This window comes from Candidatus Enterococcus leclercqii, assembly GCF_009933135.1.
Lineage (GTDB): Bacteria > Bacillota > Bacilli > Lactobacillales > Enterococcaceae > Enterococcus_C > Enterococcus_C leclercqii.
In genome coordinates this window covers 186,871-202,461 of sequence record NZ_MAEH01000014.1, presented here as the reverse complement: position 1 = coordinate 202,461, position 15,591 = coordinate 186,871, and the positions used below count along the sequence as shown (strand labels likewise).

11 protein-coding genes are annotated in these 15,591 nt (G+C 44.8%); 3 read left to right on the top strand and 8 right to left on the bottom strand.

What is annotated here, in order from left to right; translation table 11 throughout:
* Positions 1-211 precede the first annotated feature (211 nt).
* Positions 212-4,456, bottom strand: coding sequence for a 2-hydroxyacyl-CoA dehydratase (locus BAU14_RS07390; RefSeq protein ID WP_161899449.1), 4,245 nt, complete (start codon positions 4,454-4,456; stop codon positions 212-214).
* A 175-nt stretch (positions 4,457-4,631) separates the two neighbouring features.
* Here BAU14_RS07390 and BAU14_RS07385 point away from each other — a divergent pair, with 175 nt between their 5' ends.
* Complete coding sequence (locus tag BAU14_RS07385; RefSeq protein ID WP_161899448.1) at positions 4,632-5,237, top strand: TetR/AcrR family transcriptional regulator; 606 nt, start codon at positions 4,632-4,634, stop codon at positions 5,235-5,237.
* A gap of 82 nt (positions 5,238-5,319) precedes the next feature.
* Positions 5,320-5,475 (top strand): hypothetical protein, encoded by a 156-nt coding sequence (locus BAU14_RS14230; RefSeq protein WP_202622180.1) that lies wholly within the window; start codon positions 5,320-5,322, stop codon positions 5,473-5,475.
* 316 nt (positions 5,476-5,791) lie between these two features.
* On the opposite strand, the gene BAU14_RS07380 is transcribed toward BAU14_RS14230, so the two are convergent.
* The 7 genes from BAU14_RS07380 to BAU14_RS07350 form a co-directional block, all read right to left on the bottom strand.
* Positions 5,792-7,897, bottom strand: coding sequence for a heavy metal translocating P-type ATPase (locus BAU14_RS07380; protein ID WP_161899447.1), 2,106 nt, complete (start codon positions 7,895-7,897; stop codon positions 5,792-5,794).
* Positions 7,898-8,120: 223 nt separating this feature from the next.
* Entirely contained in the window at positions 8,121-8,882 is a 762-nt protein-coding gene (locus BAU14_RS07375; RefSeq protein WP_161899446.1) for an ABC transporter permease, read from the bottom strand.
* Positions 8,879-9,640, bottom strand: coding sequence for an ABC transporter ATP-binding protein (locus BAU14_RS07370; RefSeq protein ID WP_237580431.1), 762 nt, complete (start codon positions 9,638-9,640; stop codon positions 8,879-8,881). Before BAU14_RS07370 ends, BAU14_RS07375 begins: the two co-directional genes overlap by 4 nt.
* A gap of 327 nt (positions 9,641-9,967) precedes the next feature.
* Positions 9,968-11,170 carry a glycosyltransferase family 4 protein gene (locus BAU14_RS07365; RefSeq protein WP_161899873.1) on the bottom strand — a complete coding sequence of 401 codons (1,203 nt, stop codon included), beginning with the start codon at positions 11,168-11,170 and terminating at the stop codon, positions 9,968-9,970.
* Between the two features lie 166 nt (positions 11,171-11,336).
* Complete coding sequence (locus tag BAU14_RS07360) at positions 11,337-12,275, bottom strand: YihY/virulence factor BrkB family protein (protein WP_161899444.1); 939 nt, start codon at positions 12,273-12,275, stop codon at positions 11,337-11,339.
* Positions 12,276-12,320: 45 nt separating this feature from the next.
* A complete protein-coding gene (gene map / locus BAU14_RS07355; protein WP_161899443.1) occupies positions 12,321-13,085 on the bottom strand; it encodes a type I methionyl aminopeptidase in 765 nt (254 codons plus the stop codon).
* A 288-nt stretch (positions 13,086-13,373) separates the two neighbouring features.
* Positions 13,374-13,943 (bottom strand): TetR/AcrR family transcriptional regulator, encoded by a 570-nt coding sequence (locus tag BAU14_RS07350; protein ID WP_161899442.1) that lies wholly within the window; start codon positions 13,941-13,943, stop codon positions 13,374-13,376.
* A 244-nt stretch (positions 13,944-14,187) separates the two neighbouring features.
* Between BAU14_RS07350 and BAU14_RS07345 the strand changes: the two genes are divergently transcribed.
* On the top strand, positions 14,188-15,423 hold the full coding sequence (locus BAU14_RS07345; RefSeq protein ID WP_161899441.1) for an aminopeptidase: 1,236 nt from the start codon (positions 14,188-14,190) through the stop codon (positions 15,421-15,423).
* Positions 15,424-15,591: the final 168 nt, after the last annotated feature.

Genomic DNA, 15,591 nt, shown 5'->3' with positions numbered 1-15,591 from the left:
GTAACAACACAACAGTATAGCAATCACTTTTTGAGAATAGAAAAGACCCGAACCCAGCGACTGAAATGAATGATTCCAAGGGATGCCGGAGACATTCCTTAGAATTCTAACAACATTTCAACTCAGGTTCGGGATAGGTTTAACCGTTAGTTTTTCCGCAAGTTCTGCTTTTACTCACCTTCGAAAAAAACAGTCCCTCATTTGGTACATCTCAAACTTTGACTTGCTCTGCTTTCAGCGTCTTATTGGCAGTCGCCATCATCAGACGAATCCGGTTCAATTGATTTACCAAGGAAACCCCTGGATCGTAATCAATAGCCGCAATGTTGGCTTTCGGATACTGATGACGCAGCTCCTTGATGACACCTTTACCTACCACATGGTTTGGCAGACATCCAAAAGGTTGCATACAGACAATATTGTGAACGCCTGATTTCAACAGATCAATCATTTCACCAGTCAAAAACCAGCCTTCCCCTGTATGATTGCCAATGGAGAGAATCTTGCTGGCATCATCCGCCAACTGATAAATGGAATGAATTCCGTCGAATCGTTCAGAGGCGCGCAAAGCCTTGTCCATCGGTTTTTCCACAACCTCGATAATCTTGATGGCGAGCTCCGCCAAAATTTTACTACGTTTGGCCATCCCCAGGTTTTGATACTTCCAAATCTGGTTGTATAGGGAGTAGTTCATGAAACCAATAATGTCTGGTACCACCGCTTCGGCACCTTCTGCTTCCAGCAAGCGTACGATGTCATTGTTGGCAGTTGGTGAATATTTCACCAAGATTTCGCCAACGACACCGACTCGCGGTTTGACTTCATCCGTCAATGGCACGGTGTCAAAATCGCGAATGATCTTTTTCATGTTGCGATTGAACTGAGTCAAGGAACCGTTGCGAACATTTTTGGCTACTTTTTTCAGCCAGGCTTCGTGAAGCTGGTCGATTTGGCCCTTTTGCATTTCATAAGGACGGGTTCGGTAAACCAACCGTTCAAAAAGATCTCCGTATAAAAAGGCCACGATGATTCGTTTAAGCATCGGCAGCGTGAATTTAAAGCCAGGATTTTGCTCGACCCCTTTATTCCCCATGGAGACTGAAACCACAGGAACTTGTGGGAAGCCGGCATCATTCAGAGCTTTTCGCAGCAACGGAATGTAGTTGGTAGCCCGACAACCGCCACCAGTCTGAGTCATCATGACACTGGTGTTGTTCAGGTCGTACTCGCCACTTTGCAAGGCTTCCACCAGTTGCCCAATAGAGATAATTGCCGGGTAACAAGCATCATTGTTAACATACTTCAAGCCGACATTGATTGCTTCTTTGTCTTCTGAAGGCAGACAAACAACATCATAACCGGAAGCTTGTAACGCCAAGTCTACCAAACCTTCTTGATGAATTGGTGACAGCATTGGCATCAAAAGCGTATGGCGTTTGGCCATGTCTTTGGTAAAGACGATTTTTTCCGGCTCTTCATAGCGCTTGGTTGGTGTGAAATCCATCTTGTCCCGCTCGTTGACTGCCGCTTTTAAGGAGCGCAACCGAATTCGGATGGCCCCTAAGTTTGAGCCTTCGTCAATCTTCAATACGGTATAAATCTTGCCGTACTGATCCATAATTTCTTCTACTTGGTCAGTGGTTACTGCGTCCAACCCGCAGCCAAAAGAATTTAATTGAACCAATTCCAATTGTTTGGATTTTGCTACTACTCGAGCAGCCGCATACAGACGGGAATGGTAGACCCACTGATTGACTACCCGCAGATTCCCTACATCGCCCAAATGAGAAATGCTGTCCTCAGTCAATACGTGGAAGCCTTCTTGTGTGATAACTTCTGCAATCCCGTGATTGATTTCCGGATCCAAATGATACGGACGACCAGACACCACGACACCCCGCTGATTTTTGGCGGTCAGCATGGCTAGCGTCTCTTCCCCTTTGCGGCGAATGTCCGCTTTGAATTTTTCCAACTCTTCGTAACCATGATGCAAGGCCTGACGGATCTCATTTTCCGAGATATTCAAATCAGCAAAGTTTTTCGCCAATACACTACCGACAGACTCTTCATCGGACAAATTGATGAAGGGATTGCGGTAATCAACTTTCCCCTCACGAATATCGTCCACGTTGTTACGAATCACATCCGGATAGCTTTGAACGATAGGACAATTAAAATGATTGTCGGCCTCAGCAGATTCCTGTCTTTCAAAAACCACACCAGGATAAAAAATCATTGGAACCTTTTCATCAATTAACGCTTGGATATGGCCGTGTGCAATTTTGGCAGGATAACAAGCGGTATCACTTGGGATAGTCTCCATTCCTTGTTCGTACAGCTCTTTATTGGAACGAGGCGACAGCTGAACCCGAAAGCCCAGATCACTGAAAAACGTGTGCCACAAAGGATAATTTTCATACATATTCAGGACTCGTGGAATACCTACGATTCCACGAAAGGCCTCTTTTTCCTTCAACGGGCGGTATTTGAACAAGCGCTTGTACTTGTAGTCCACCAGATTGACTTTACGCTGGCTGCGGTCAATCTTGATTCGAGCCCCTCGTTCACAACGGTTGCCGGTAATAAACTGACGCCCGTCAGAAAAAATGGTGACTGTCATCATGCAGTTGTTTTCGCACAATCCGCAATGCGTAAATTCTTTTTCAGCGGTGAAGCTTTGCAGCTGTTCTTTGTCCAGAATCGTACTTTCATCTCCAACCTCGGCATTTTCCAAGGCAATGATAGCTGCTCCATAAGCGCCCATCAAACCGGCAATGGAGGGACGGACCACTTGCCGACCACTGATTTCTTCAAAGGCCCGCAGCACCGCTTCATTATAAAATGTCCCCCCTTGGCAGACAATTTTGTCTCCCAATTCTTCCGGACGGCGAATTTTGATAACTTTATAGATGGCATTTTTGATTACAGAATAAGACAAGCCGGCGGAGATGTCAGCAACAGTCGCTCCTTCTTTTTGAACCTGTTTCACTTTGGAGTTCATGAAGACTGTACAGCGAGAACCCAAATCCACTGGTGCTTTGGATTTGCAGGCTTCGACTGCAAAGTCTTTGACATCATAGTTTAGCGATTTTGCAAAAGTTTCAATAAAAGACCCGCAACCAGAAGAGCAAGCTTCATTCAACTGAATAGAAGACAAAACGCCTTCTTTGATGGTCATCGCTTTCATGTCTTGTCCGCCGATATCAAGAATGAAATCAACCCCCGGCTGGAAGTGATTGGCAGCTTTGTAGTGAGCCATCGTCTCGACTTCCCCGATGTCGACCTTCAGCGCATTTTTGATTAAGTGTTCCCCGTAGCCGGTAATCGCTGCCTTGGCGATATAAACATCTTCTGGCATTTTGCCGTACATTTCTGCCAAAACCGCCATCGTTGTTTCCAGCGGCTGGCCTTCATTGTTGCCGTAATGGGAGAATAAAATCCGACAAGCATCGTCAATCAAGATGACCTTAGTGGTGGTAGAACCCGCATCAATCCCCAAATAAGCAGCACCTGAATGCGTAGCCAGCTCTTTTTCTTCAGCCGTTGCTTGTGCGTGGCGGGCACGAAACTCCGCCAATTCTTCTTCACTGGAAAACAACGGCTGCAAGGTATCACTGGGTTTTAGTTGACTTTGATCGCCGGAATCCAATGCTTCCAAAAGTTGAGAAAGTGTCTTTTCATCGGCAGTTTCCGCATAAAAAGCCGCACCCATAGCTACAAACAGCTGAGGATTTTCCGGGAAAACAACATTTTCTGGTTGAATAGCTAGCGTTTCGATAAAGCGTTGACGCAACTCTGACATGAAAAATAGCGGTCCACCTAAAAATGCGACGTTGCCTTTGATTTTACGTCCAGCTGCTAAACCGGCAATCGTCTGATTGACGACGGCTTGAAAAATACTCGCCGCAATATCCTCTTTGGCAGCTCCTTCATTGATCAATGGCTGAACATCCGTTTTGGCAAACACGCCACAGCGAGAAGCAATCGGATACAGCTGCTTATAATTTTTAGCCAGCTCGTTAACACCATTGGCATCCGTCTTCAAAAGAACCGCCATCTGATCGATAAAGGCACCGGTCCCACCGGCACAGCTCCCGTTCATTCGTTGTTCCAAGGCACCTTCAAAAAAGGTAATCTTGGCATCTTCGCCCCCCAGCTCAATCACGACATCGGTCTGAGGAATCACCTCTTCTACTGTCCGGGTACAGGCGATTACTTCTTGAACAAAGTCAATGTCCAAGACGTCTGCCAGCCCCATCCCCCCAGAACCGGTGATATTCATAGCAATCGGAACATCCCCCATCAAGTCCCGTGCTTCATTCAAGATTTTTTTTGTGGCAGTTTTCACATCGGAAAAATGCCGTTCATATTTTGCAAATACTGATTGATTCTGCTCGTCCAAAATTACCAGCTTCACTGTGGTAGAGCCCACATCGATCCCCGCTCGTAGTTTCATGTTTACATACCCTCTTACTTTTTAATTGACAGTGTGTTGAATATCTTACGCGATGTTTGATATAATACTCATGTATATTTTATAGACTTGTGAAAAAAATGACAATACACAATAAACAGCAATCTGTGATTTAAACAACACATTGTCGGATTCTGTCGGAAAAGAAAGGAATTTCATGAAGAAAACCGATTTACGCGTCAAACGTACGAATAAAATGATCGTCGAAGCGTTTATTCGCTTAGTAGAAGAAAAAGGCTTCGAACAAGTCACCGTACAGGATATCGCCGAAGAGGCCATGATCAATCGCGCGACGTTTTATGCCCACTACAAAGACAAACAAGATCTCTACGAAAGGATCTTTGACTTGGCGATTGAAGCCTTCACTTCCGTTTTATCCCCTACCGATTTATTGCAGGGCAATCGTCTGCGGGTCAAACAGATTGAATTTCTCATGACCCACATCTATCAAAACATCCAAAAAAACAGCAAGTTTTACCTGACTGTCATGGACGGGGCTTCAATGGAAATCTTGCGCAAAAAAATCGCCGATATTTTGTACGAGCAGTACGCCCATATTTTTGACCGTCTGAAAATCACCGAAAATGACATTGAAGTGCCGATGGATTTCATCATCGAGTACATGACCTCCATCTTTATTGGCACACTGCATTGGTGGTTGACCACTGATTCGGACATGACCCCAGATCATTTGGCAAAGCTGGTAATCAAATTGGTGGGCAATGGTCATTTGACTGTCCTTGGCATCGAGATTGAGGGCTGACTTCTTATCAGTTGCCTGAAAAGCCGACTTGGGCTACGATTATCAGAGAGGCTAAAACTGAGTTATACGAGGAGGATGCAATATGAAAATCAAAGAAGTTGTCGCTGATACAGCCGAGCGGGTTCGTTACATGTTGAAAAACAATGACTATATCGTAAACATTGACAAAAAAGGGGTCGATGTCAAAAAGACTCGTCCCACAAAACATACGATTAAATGGCGCTCTAGAAACCATTGATACGCAATAAAAACCGAGCATAAAAAATGACTGATTCTGTAAACTAGACCTTCGTATAAACCATTAGGAGCGGTGGCAGTTCTGGGGCTGTGATAATCCTCCAGTCCAGTCACCACCCGGCGAAGCGAACACTGCCAACTATCAGATACTAGTAAAAAAAGACAAGCAACTTTCCTTCAAGAAGAGTGGAAGTTGCTTGTCTTTTTTATAAATATTTCAGCTGACTACTCAAAAATGAGCCCTGCCACAGCTTCGTACTTGTTATCCAGCTCCAGTCATGTGCTTTTAGCACCAGAAATGTTTTCAGTTGGTTGAATCACTTCACTCGTAAACAACGCATCGCATTTAGGACTGCTAAAAGTGTCACACCCACATCAGCAAAGACGGCAACCGCCATTGACGTATACCCCAATGCTCCTAAAACCAGGACAACCGCTTTGACACCCAAAGCAAAGAGAATATTTTCTTTGACGATTTTTAACGTCTTGCGGGAAATCTTGATTCCTTGGGTCAACTTGGAAGGCTGATCGTTCATAATGACGATGTCTGCCGCCTCAATTGCAGCATCACTTCCCAGTCCGCCCATAGCTACACCCAAATCCGCCGTTACCAACACAGGGGCATCATTGATCCCATCCCCTACAAAAGCGACTTTTCCTACAGACTGTGCCATGATTTCTTTCAAATGACTGACTTTGTCTTCTGGTAGTAAACCGGCAAAAAAGCGGCTCAAACCGAGTTTTTGAGAAACTGCAGCAGCAACTTTGGGACTGTCACCGGTCAGCATGATTGTTTCTTTGACACCTGCCGCTTGTAAGCCGGTGATTGCTTCCTTAGCATCCGACTTGATCTGATCATTGATTACTAACAAGCCGGCATAATTTCCATTGATGGCCAGATACAACACGGTTCCCACAGCATCATTTTCAGGATAAGTTACCCCCAGCATCTGCATCAATTTTTGATTTCCGATAGCAGCTAATTTTCCGTCAACGACTCCGGTGATTCCGTGACCGGCGACTTCTTTCAGGTCAGCCACGCTAGCCACTGATTCAGAGGCCGCAGCCTGCATAACTGACTGTGCAATAGGGTGACTGGAATGTTGTTCCAATGCTGCCGCATAGTATAGAATTTCTTGGGTAGGAAGTGGTCCGGAAACTGATTCTACTGCAAATTTACCGGCAGTCAACGTCCCTGTCTTGTCAAAGACAACCGTATCGACATTGGCTAGCGTTTCTAAGTGATTGGAGCCTTTAACCAAAATCCCCGCTTTACCGGCACCACCGATTCCTGCAAAAAAGCTCAAAGGCACGGAAATCACCAAGGCACACGGACAAGAAATCACTAGAAAGGTCAATGCCCGATACAGCCATTCTTTAAAATCTCCTCCCAAAAACAGCGTTGGAATTGCGACTAAGAGTACCGCCAAACCCACTACCGCCGGCGTATAGTAACGAGCAAATTTGGTAATAAATTTTTCAGCCGGTGCTTTTTGGCTGCTGGCGTTTTCCACCAACTCCAAAATTTTAGAAACCGTTGATTGACCATAACTGCGGCTCGTTTTTATCACAAGGCGCCCATCTTGGTTGATCATCCCACTCAAAATTTCATCACCTGTCGCTAACTGGCGGGGCATTGATTCGCCGGTCAAAGCTGAAGTATCTACACTACTGCTGCCTTCTTCAATCAGCCCATCTAGTGGGATTTTTTCCCCTGGATTAACCACAATCAAACTGCCCACCTCAACGGCAGACGGTGAAACTTCTTTTTCAACACCATCGGCTAATAAACGCGCAAAGTCTGGTCTGACATCCATCAATTCCCGAATGTTCTTACGGGAACGATCCACAGCGAAGTCTTGGAAATACTCGCCAATTTGATATAAAAACATGACCGCAACCGCTTCAGGAAATTCACCAATAGCTAATGCACCAATCGTGGCAACAGTCATCAAAAAATTTTCATCAAAAACTTCCCCGTGGAAAATATTCATGACTGCATTTTTAACGATATCGCCACCGATCAAAGCATAAACGACAACATAGGCAATTACCCGTGGCAGACCGGTTGGATTGAGCCACAAAAGCAGTGCCAGTGCCAGCCCTGTGACTATTATTCGCCAAAGATTGCCATTTTCACCGCCGCTATGCTGATGGTCATGAGTATGCCCGTGGCTGTGCTCGTTTTGCAAACCTTCACTTTCTGTGGGAACAACTGCAACATCTGGTTCAAGCTGCCCTATCAGTTTATATGCCTGAGCTTCAACAGTTGGCAGATTCTCTTGTTCACAGGTAATCGACATTTTTTGACTCATAAAATCGACATTGGCTGTTTTTACACCATCTACTTTAGTGACTGCCCGCTCGATTTTTGCCGCACAATTGGCACAGTCCAGGCCTTTTAAATAATAACTCTTTTCCATGTATAGTTCCCCCTCTCTATAGGTTCTCTTCATTCAAGAGAACCACTCGCACTTAAAGCGAATACATGAATATCTGTTCATTTGTATTATAAATGAACAGAGACTCATATGTCAAACTGTTTTTGTTGTATTTACAAATTTTCACAGGTTAGCTAATTTCGCTAAAAAAGACTGCCCACAGCCAATTCTGCAGTCAGTCTTAGAATATCTTTCTCTTTTTCAATTAATGATTGCGCCAACGCATCGTTTTATCCGCCAGTACATCCAATAATATAAACAGAATCAACCCCAGCAAACTCAGCAGCAAAATGCCCCCATACATTGCTGGGTAATCCATACGCATCCAAGCATCCATGATGAAATAGCCCATTCCGTATTCAGTTCCATAGTTTTCTGTAAAGAACAATATCGAAATGGCTGTACCCAGAGAAACTCGGGAAGTACTAAAGACTGCCGGTAAACAAGCCGGCAGGGTAATCTTGTAGAACAGTTTGCTCTTTTTGCCACCGATACACCGATACACATCGTAATAATGTGCCGGAATTTCCAGCACCGCATCTCGCACGGCAACCAGTACCTGAGGAGTTACAATTAAGACAATCATGATGATCTTCGAAAGATCTCCCAAGCCCCCCAATAGCATTACAATAGGCAACAGTGCCATTTTGGGAATCGGGTAAGTCAAATAGATTAAAGGCGAGAAGAAACTTTGCCATCTCGGAAGGCTCCCCATCAGCAAGCCTAGCAAGAACCCCAATAAAACAGCCACTCCCATTCCTATAGCAATTCGATACAGACTGGCAGTCACATGCTGCAGCATTCCTTTGGAGAACAGCAACGGCAACTTTTCCAAAACCGTGATTGGCGATGGCAGGACCGTTTTTTGAACTAACAGACTGGCAACCAGCCAGATGCCAAATAAAAAACAAAGTGCTGCGACAAACCCAAAAGAGGTACGATAACGAGTCATAATTTTCTTTTTCATAACAGCTGCCCCCTTAGATAGGTTGCCGCCGCAAACAGCTCTTGTGACTGGCGGGCATGCTCCAAATTTTCTTTGTCAGTCAAAGGAGAAGTCATGATTTCTTTGATTCGGCCAGGTTCTTTAGCCATAACGATTACCCGGTGCCCCACTAGGAGGGCTTCGGTGACATCGTGGGTAATAAACAAGGTTCGCGTGGGCCGTTTCAACCAGTTTTTGATAAACAAATTTTGAGCTTTGTCTCGCGTTAAAGCATCCAAAGCAGAAAAGGGTTCATCCATCAAAAGCAGTTGACTGTCGCAGGCAAAAGCCCGAGCAATCGCTACTCGTTGCTTTTGGCCACCACTCAACTGTCCAGGATAGCGACGACTTTCGGACTCCAATTCCATGTCTCGAAATAGCTGACGGATATCTTCTTCCTCAGCAAGAGAGAGTTTTTTGGTCTGGCGACTGATTTTTGCAGCTTCCGTCACAGCCTGCCAAGCAGTCTGCCACGGCAGTAGACCGTAATCCTGGGGTACGAGTGCAATACGGTGTTGCCGGGGGTCATAAGGATTGCCTCCCAACTCCAAGCTGCCAGTTGTCGGCTGCAACAAGCCTGCCAACAGCCGCAGCAAAGTCGTCTTGCCAGCTCCAGATGGGCCAATCAAGGTATAAATTTCTCCAGAAGCAAGGCCCAGCGAAATCTCTGATAAAATCGTCTTCTCTTCGGTTCGGTAACTAATATTATTCAAACTGAGGTCAGTCTGTGCAGCTTCCAAAGCTGATTCCTCCATTCAAGACAGATAAAAATTTCAAACGGGCAAAATTGCCAGCGCCTTTTCTGTCAAATCAGTTGCTATTGTATCATTGTTAGACTGAAAAAGGGACGAAAAAAAGGACTTTCATCCATGAACTTCACAATTCTAGGAGAATGTAGTATCGAGTTGAGAAGCAAAGCGAACTTTTTTAGAAGACCAACATGAATAACCGTCGTCCCCTACATTGAAAAAAGCCTCCGCAAAATAGCGGAAGCTTTGAAAGTAGTGTATCAATCCTCGATTTTAAGCTATCTTTTCTAAGGTGATGACTCCTTTTAGAAGCCCCTTTTATTGCTTGTCAGACTCATGGGCCTTATCATCAGAGCTGCCTGGTTTAGAAATCCCAGGCTCCTGATCCTTTAGCTTTTCTGAATCGTGGTTTTCTGTCTGGTCTTGGTCCTCAGCTGTTTCCTCCCGATGCATCACATGTTGGCGATAACTGCGATTTCCTAAAAACTTCAGCGCCTTCATCAAAGGCTGTCGATTTTCACCAACCAGTCCAATCAGTTCAATAAATAATTCCAGTCCAATAACAGTGCAAATAATCAATAAGATCATGGCTTGCGTGCTGGCGTAATTCATCAACAAAGCTATAAACGAAAAGACCAACGCCAGCGCATAGATGGTTAAAACTGCCCCGCGATGGGTGAAGCCCAAGGAAATTAAACGGTGGTGCAGGTGCATTTTATCTGCGGAAGAGATTTTCTGTTTATTGAACTTGCGGCGAATCATAGCGTAAACAGTATCTGTAATCGGTACCCCTAAAATCAGCATCGGCGTCAAGATTGAGATAAAAGTAGCATTTTTCAAACCGGACATGGAGACAATAGAGATCATATAGCCGAGAAAAAGCGCACCTGTGTCCCCCAGATAGATCGTTGCCGGATAGAAATTGTAAGGGAAAAAGCCCAAAATTGCGGCCACCAGCGTAAAGATAATAATGGTCGTTACCAAGCTGGCGTCTGGCAACAAGAAGAAAAAGGAAATAATCCCAATCGTTGACAAGCCGATGATGGAAACACCAGAAGCCAGCCCATCCAAGCCGTCAATTAGATTGACAGCGTTGGTCAAGGCGAGGATCCAAATAATCGTTACCGGTAAACTCAGCCAGCCTAGTTCAAACTTTCCGAAAAAAGGAAAGCTGATACTGTCCATCTGGATACCAGCTACGAAATAGGCTTCCAAGGCTGCCAACGTAATCCCCAGCGTTTTTTGCCAAGGCTTTAGTTCCCGTACATCATCAATTAACCCTGTCAAAACAACGATTGCCGCCCCTAATACGATAGGTCCCGTGACTTTGTACAATTGAATGTCCTGAAAGCCAAAGAGCATCGAAATCGAAAAAGCCAGAAAGATACTCAGGCCCCCGGCAGAAGGCATCGGCTTTTTATTGATTCGCCGAGCATTTGGCATATCTACCGCACCAATCTTAAAGGCGAGAAGCTTGACTAAAGGGGTTAAAACCAATGACAGGATCATCGTGATGAACATTTGAATGATGAATTTAAAGGCAAAATGAGGCACGTCGATTTCTCTCTTTCTGTAGATAAATAGTCTGTCGCAGATTCACGACTGAATATTCAACAATATAACAACACAGTAGTGCAACCAGATTTGGCTGTAATTAGTAGTTCCCTGTAAGCCGAAGCAAGAACTATTAGCTGTCCGAATCATTGCCGCTATGTTCGCTGAACTTATTGCTGATTTTCGAGGTGAGCTTTGAAACAGGCCCTTTTCGCTCCGCTACTTCTCCTCCGGAACGATAAGCTTCGATGACCGCATTCAAAATGCCACCTGCCAAGATGATTGTAGATGCCAAGTTAAGCCAAAGCATCAAGACAATAAAACTCCCGATGATCTGATAGCCGCTGACTTTGGAGGCAAAAAAGCGGGTGTACAAGCCAAATAGCTGACCTAATAGCATCCAACCCACTGTCGCCACCACTGCGCCAGGAAACGCCGAGCGGAAGGTGACTTTGGCGTTGGGCACCAACCAGTAGATAATCGTCATAATCGCTAGTAGTGCGATAATAGTCACTGGCCACTTGAGGGTCTGAAAAAGACCAATTATGCCTTCTGAGAAACCAAAAATCGGCTGCAAGGCATCCAAAATACTCTTACCCACACCAAGAATTAGTGTTACCCCGATGATTCCCAGAAACAAAAAGACGATGATGACCACCGAAACCACCCGAGTCACAATAAAGTTATCCCGACCATCGACTCCATAGGCCTTGTTCAAAGCGCCTTGTAACGCATTGATACTCTGACTGGCAGACCACAATGTAGCCAAGGCCGAAACCGACAAAAGCCCGCCGGAACCTTGCGTCAGTAAGCTGGTGATAGCCGGTCCTAAAAAACTGTAGATTTCTTTAGGAATGATGTTTTCGATGTAGGGAAGCACATCGTTGGGATCGATATGTAAAAACGGCAGGATATTTCCTACCGCAATCAAAAGCGGAAACAGCGACAACAGCAGATAGTAAGAAACTACTACCCCGCTGTTGCTCAATTCCGCTTCTGAAAAACGCTCTTTGCTGATTGTCAAAAGCGTCATTAATCGTTTGTTATTTTTGATTTTTTCTACCAGTTTCATTGATCTCCTCCAAAGTTCAGTACAGCTTTGCGAGGAGCTGAACCCTCAATATGTTCCTTCTTCACCTTGGGAAGTCAGGATCATTGGCCCCTCTTTAGTGATAGCGATGGTGTGCTCGTATTGGCAGCTCAAACCGCCGTCCAATGTGTAAGCCGTCCAACCATTCGGATCCAGCTTCATTTTCCAGGTTCCTGTGTTGACCATCGGCTCGATCGTGATGACCATTCCTTCTTTCAAACGCAAGCCTTTGCCTGCTTCACCGTAATGAGGAACAGCGGGTTCTTCATGAATTGTTGGACCTACCCCATGGCCGATAAAATCACGGACAACCGACAGTCCTTGGGCTTCTACATACGTTTGGATAGCATGACCGATATCCCCGATACGCTTACCGACTTGCGCCTGCTCAATCCCCAGGTACAGTGCCTTTTTAGTAACAGCCATTAAGTGATCCAACTCTGGGTTACTTTCCCCCACTACATAAGCCCAGCAGGAGTCAGAAATGCCGCCTTTCAAGTCGATACACATGTCAACTTTGATCAGATCGCCATTCTTCAATACTTTCTTACGAGGAAAACCGTGGCAGATTTCAGTGTTGATGCTGCAACAAGTGGCATACTCGTAGCCCTCAAAACCAATCTGAGCGGCGATGCCTCCGTGAGATTCGATATACTCTCTGACAAACACTTCGATATCCCAGCTGGTGATACCAGGTTTGATAAAGCTGCGGAGCTGTTTATGGACATCAGCCAAAAGAGCACCGGATTCTTTCATTGTCTCAATTTCTCGTGGTGATTTTAATGTTATCATATTCTGTTCAGACTCCTCTTATAAAATCGTTCTTATTCTATCATAGGAAAGATTTTTGCGCCAATTTTGCGGAAAAATAATCAAGCTGGCTAGCAGTTCTTTTAAATTGTCTTTTAAAAACATCTTTTAAAATGCTGTGAGCCATTCAACAACTCCCCACGGCAAGGAGGCCAGCTCTTACTAACAGTTCCATTAAAACCAATCTAACTGAAAATAGCTTGACTCAAATAGTGCAAGCAAAACACCACAAAAAACCGGCAACCCTCAAGTCGCCGGCTCATTTTAAAATCAAGACACCTCAATTGTTTCTTTTCGATCTAGGATTCCTTGAATGCTTTCTTGCATCAGACGAATAATTTGCTCCTCAGAAGGATTAATAATTCCCGAAGACATCAATGCTGCAATCCCAGTTGCAATAATCCAAGTCCCAGTGTGGAGTGATTCGATCTCGTCTTCAGTCAAGTCTTTAAAATCTGGATCTGAGCGCACCAAATTCTTATAGAAAGCATAAGAAAACTCCTGCATCTCACGACCGCCACCGTACTCTTCCAAATACATCGCCCGGTACAGTCGACGTTCTTTAGTCGCAAATCCGATGTAATTTAAAGCCAAGTCGACAATCTTTTCCCCTGTATGTTCCACTGGAAATACTTCCGTTGCCAAATAGTCATGGACCTTTTTGATCAGTGCGCGTTTCAGATCCTCCATGTTCTTGAACTCCAAGTAGATTGGCTGCGTAGAACAGTTCATTTTTGCTGCAATATTACGAGCAGTAAAGCGGGAAAATCCCTCAGTTGAAACAACGGCATAAGCCGCATCCAAAATCTGCTCTCTTGTTATTGTCTTTTTTCTTGCCATACTTTTTCTCCCCTACAAGTTATGTACATCGCTTACATTTCAGCTGTCTTTATTGTATCATGTTTTTTTTTTAAACTCAAAACCAGTTTCGAATTTTCGTCATTTAATCTTTAAATAATTCGTTATTAACACAGACCTTACCAATTTTTTGACAAAAAATACGCCAGCGTCCTTTATTGTTGTTCCAACAGCGCCACAATGTTATCATAATTTTGTTTATAATAATTTATTTCGGAGGGATATCATGACTGAATCTACCTTTATGAAAAACTTAGAAAAATACGCACAATTGATCGTAGAAGTCGGCGTCAATGTGCAAAAAGGGCATACGATTGTGCTATCGATTGCAGTAGACCAAGCTCCTTTGGCTCGCCTAATCACTAAAAAGGCCTATGAACTTGGAGCAGCGGAAGTTGTGTTGCAATGGACAGATGACAAAATCAACAAAGAATTTTTCCTGCATGCAGCAGAAGACCGCTTGACTGACATCCCCCAATACATCGTTGATCGCGGCGATGACTGGATTGCAAAAGGAGCTAGTCGAATCAGCGTTGTTTCATCCAGCCCAGATGCCTTGGCAGGAACAGATACCGACCGGGTAGCTAAATACCAAGCAGCTTCCGGAAAAGCATTGAAAAATATCCGGCAAGCAACCCAAGCCAACAAAATCAGTTGGACAGTCGTAGCTGCAGCTGGCGAAGATTGGGCACAAAAAGTCTTCCCTGAACTTTCCGCCGAAGATGCCCAAGCTAAACTCTGGGATGAAATCTTTAAAACCACCCGCGTCTACAGCGATGACCCTGTTGCTGCCTGGAAAGCCCACGATGAAAAACTAGCTTCAAAAGCAGCCGAATTAAATAAAGAACAATTCACGGCACTGCACTACACGGCACCGGGAACGGACATTACTATCGGTCTGCCAAAAAACCATTTGTGGGAAGGCGCCGGCAGTTTTAACAGCCGCAATGAAAAATTCATGGCCAATATGCCAACAGAAGAAGTCTTCACTGCTCCCGATAGCCGGCGTGTAGATGGTGTCATTTCAAGTACCAAGCCACTGAGTTACGCCGGCAATATCATTTCTGGAATGAAATTCACGTTTAAAGACGGAAAAGTTGTTGAATTTTCTGCTGCAGAAGGTCAAGATGTCTTGGCAAAACTGTTGGATACCGATGAGGGAGCAAAACACTTAGGCGAAGTCGCGTTGGTTCCTGATCCTTCCCCTATTTCACAATCTGGCATCATCTTCTTCAACACCTTGTTTGACGAAAATGCTTCCAACCACTTGGCCTTTGGTTCTGCTTATGCTTTCAACCTGCAAGGCGGCACCGAAATGACAGAGGAAGAATTAGACGCTGCTGGTTTGAATCGCAGCCACACCCATGTAGACTTTATGGTAGGTTCTGATCAGATGAATATCGACGGAATCAAAGCAGACGGCACCTTGGTTCCAGTCTTCCGTAACGGTGACTGGGCATAATCGGGCGAGCCGATTTTCTACCTGACGTTAATTGAATTTAGCAATACCTTATCAAAGAAGTGCTTTATCTAGCCGAAGAATACGGACCACTCACGGGGACCGCCAACTGGTTACTTTCCCTGAGCTAAACCGTGTCCTCGGCTTTTTACATGAGAAAATTCCAGTAAA

Coding starts and splice junctions, on each gene's coding strand:
- BAU14_RS07360 (WP_161899444.1), bottom strand. CDS start 12,275: ATGAAACTGGTAGAAAAAATCAAAAATAACAAACGATTAATGACGCTT.
- BAU14_RS07350 (WP_161899442.1), bottom strand. CDS start 13,943: ATGGCAAGAAAAAAGACAATAACAAGAGAGCAGATTTTGGATGCGGCT.
- map (WP_161899443.1), bottom strand. CDS start 13,085: ATGATAACATTAAAATCACCACGAGAAATTGAGACAATGAAAGAATCC.
- BAU14_RS07345 (WP_161899441.1), top strand. CDS start 14,188: ATGACTGAATCTACCTTTATGAAAAACTTAGAAAAATACGCACAATTG.
- BAU14_RS07390 (WP_161899449.1), bottom strand. CDS start 4,456: ATGAAACTACGAGCGGGGATCGATGTGGGCTCTACCACAGTGAAGCTG.
- BAU14_RS14230 (WP_202622180.1), top strand. CDS start 5,320: ATGAAAATCAAAGAAGTTGTCGCTGATACAGCCGAGCGGGTTCGTTAC.
- BAU14_RS07375 (WP_161899446.1), bottom strand. CDS start 8,882: ATGAAAAAGAAAATTATGACTCGTTATCGTACCTCTTTTGGGTTTGTC.
- BAU14_RS07385 (WP_161899448.1), top strand. CDS start 4,632: ATGAAGAAAACCGATTTACGCGTCAAACGTACGAATAAAATGATCGTC.
- BAU14_RS07365 (WP_161899873.1), bottom strand. CDS start 11,170: ATGTTCATCACGATGATCCTGTCATTGGTTTTAACCCCTTTAGTCAAG.
- BAU14_RS07380 (WP_161899447.1), bottom strand. CDS start 7,897: ATGGAAAAGAGTTATTATTTAAAAGGCCTGGACTGTGCCAATTGTGCG.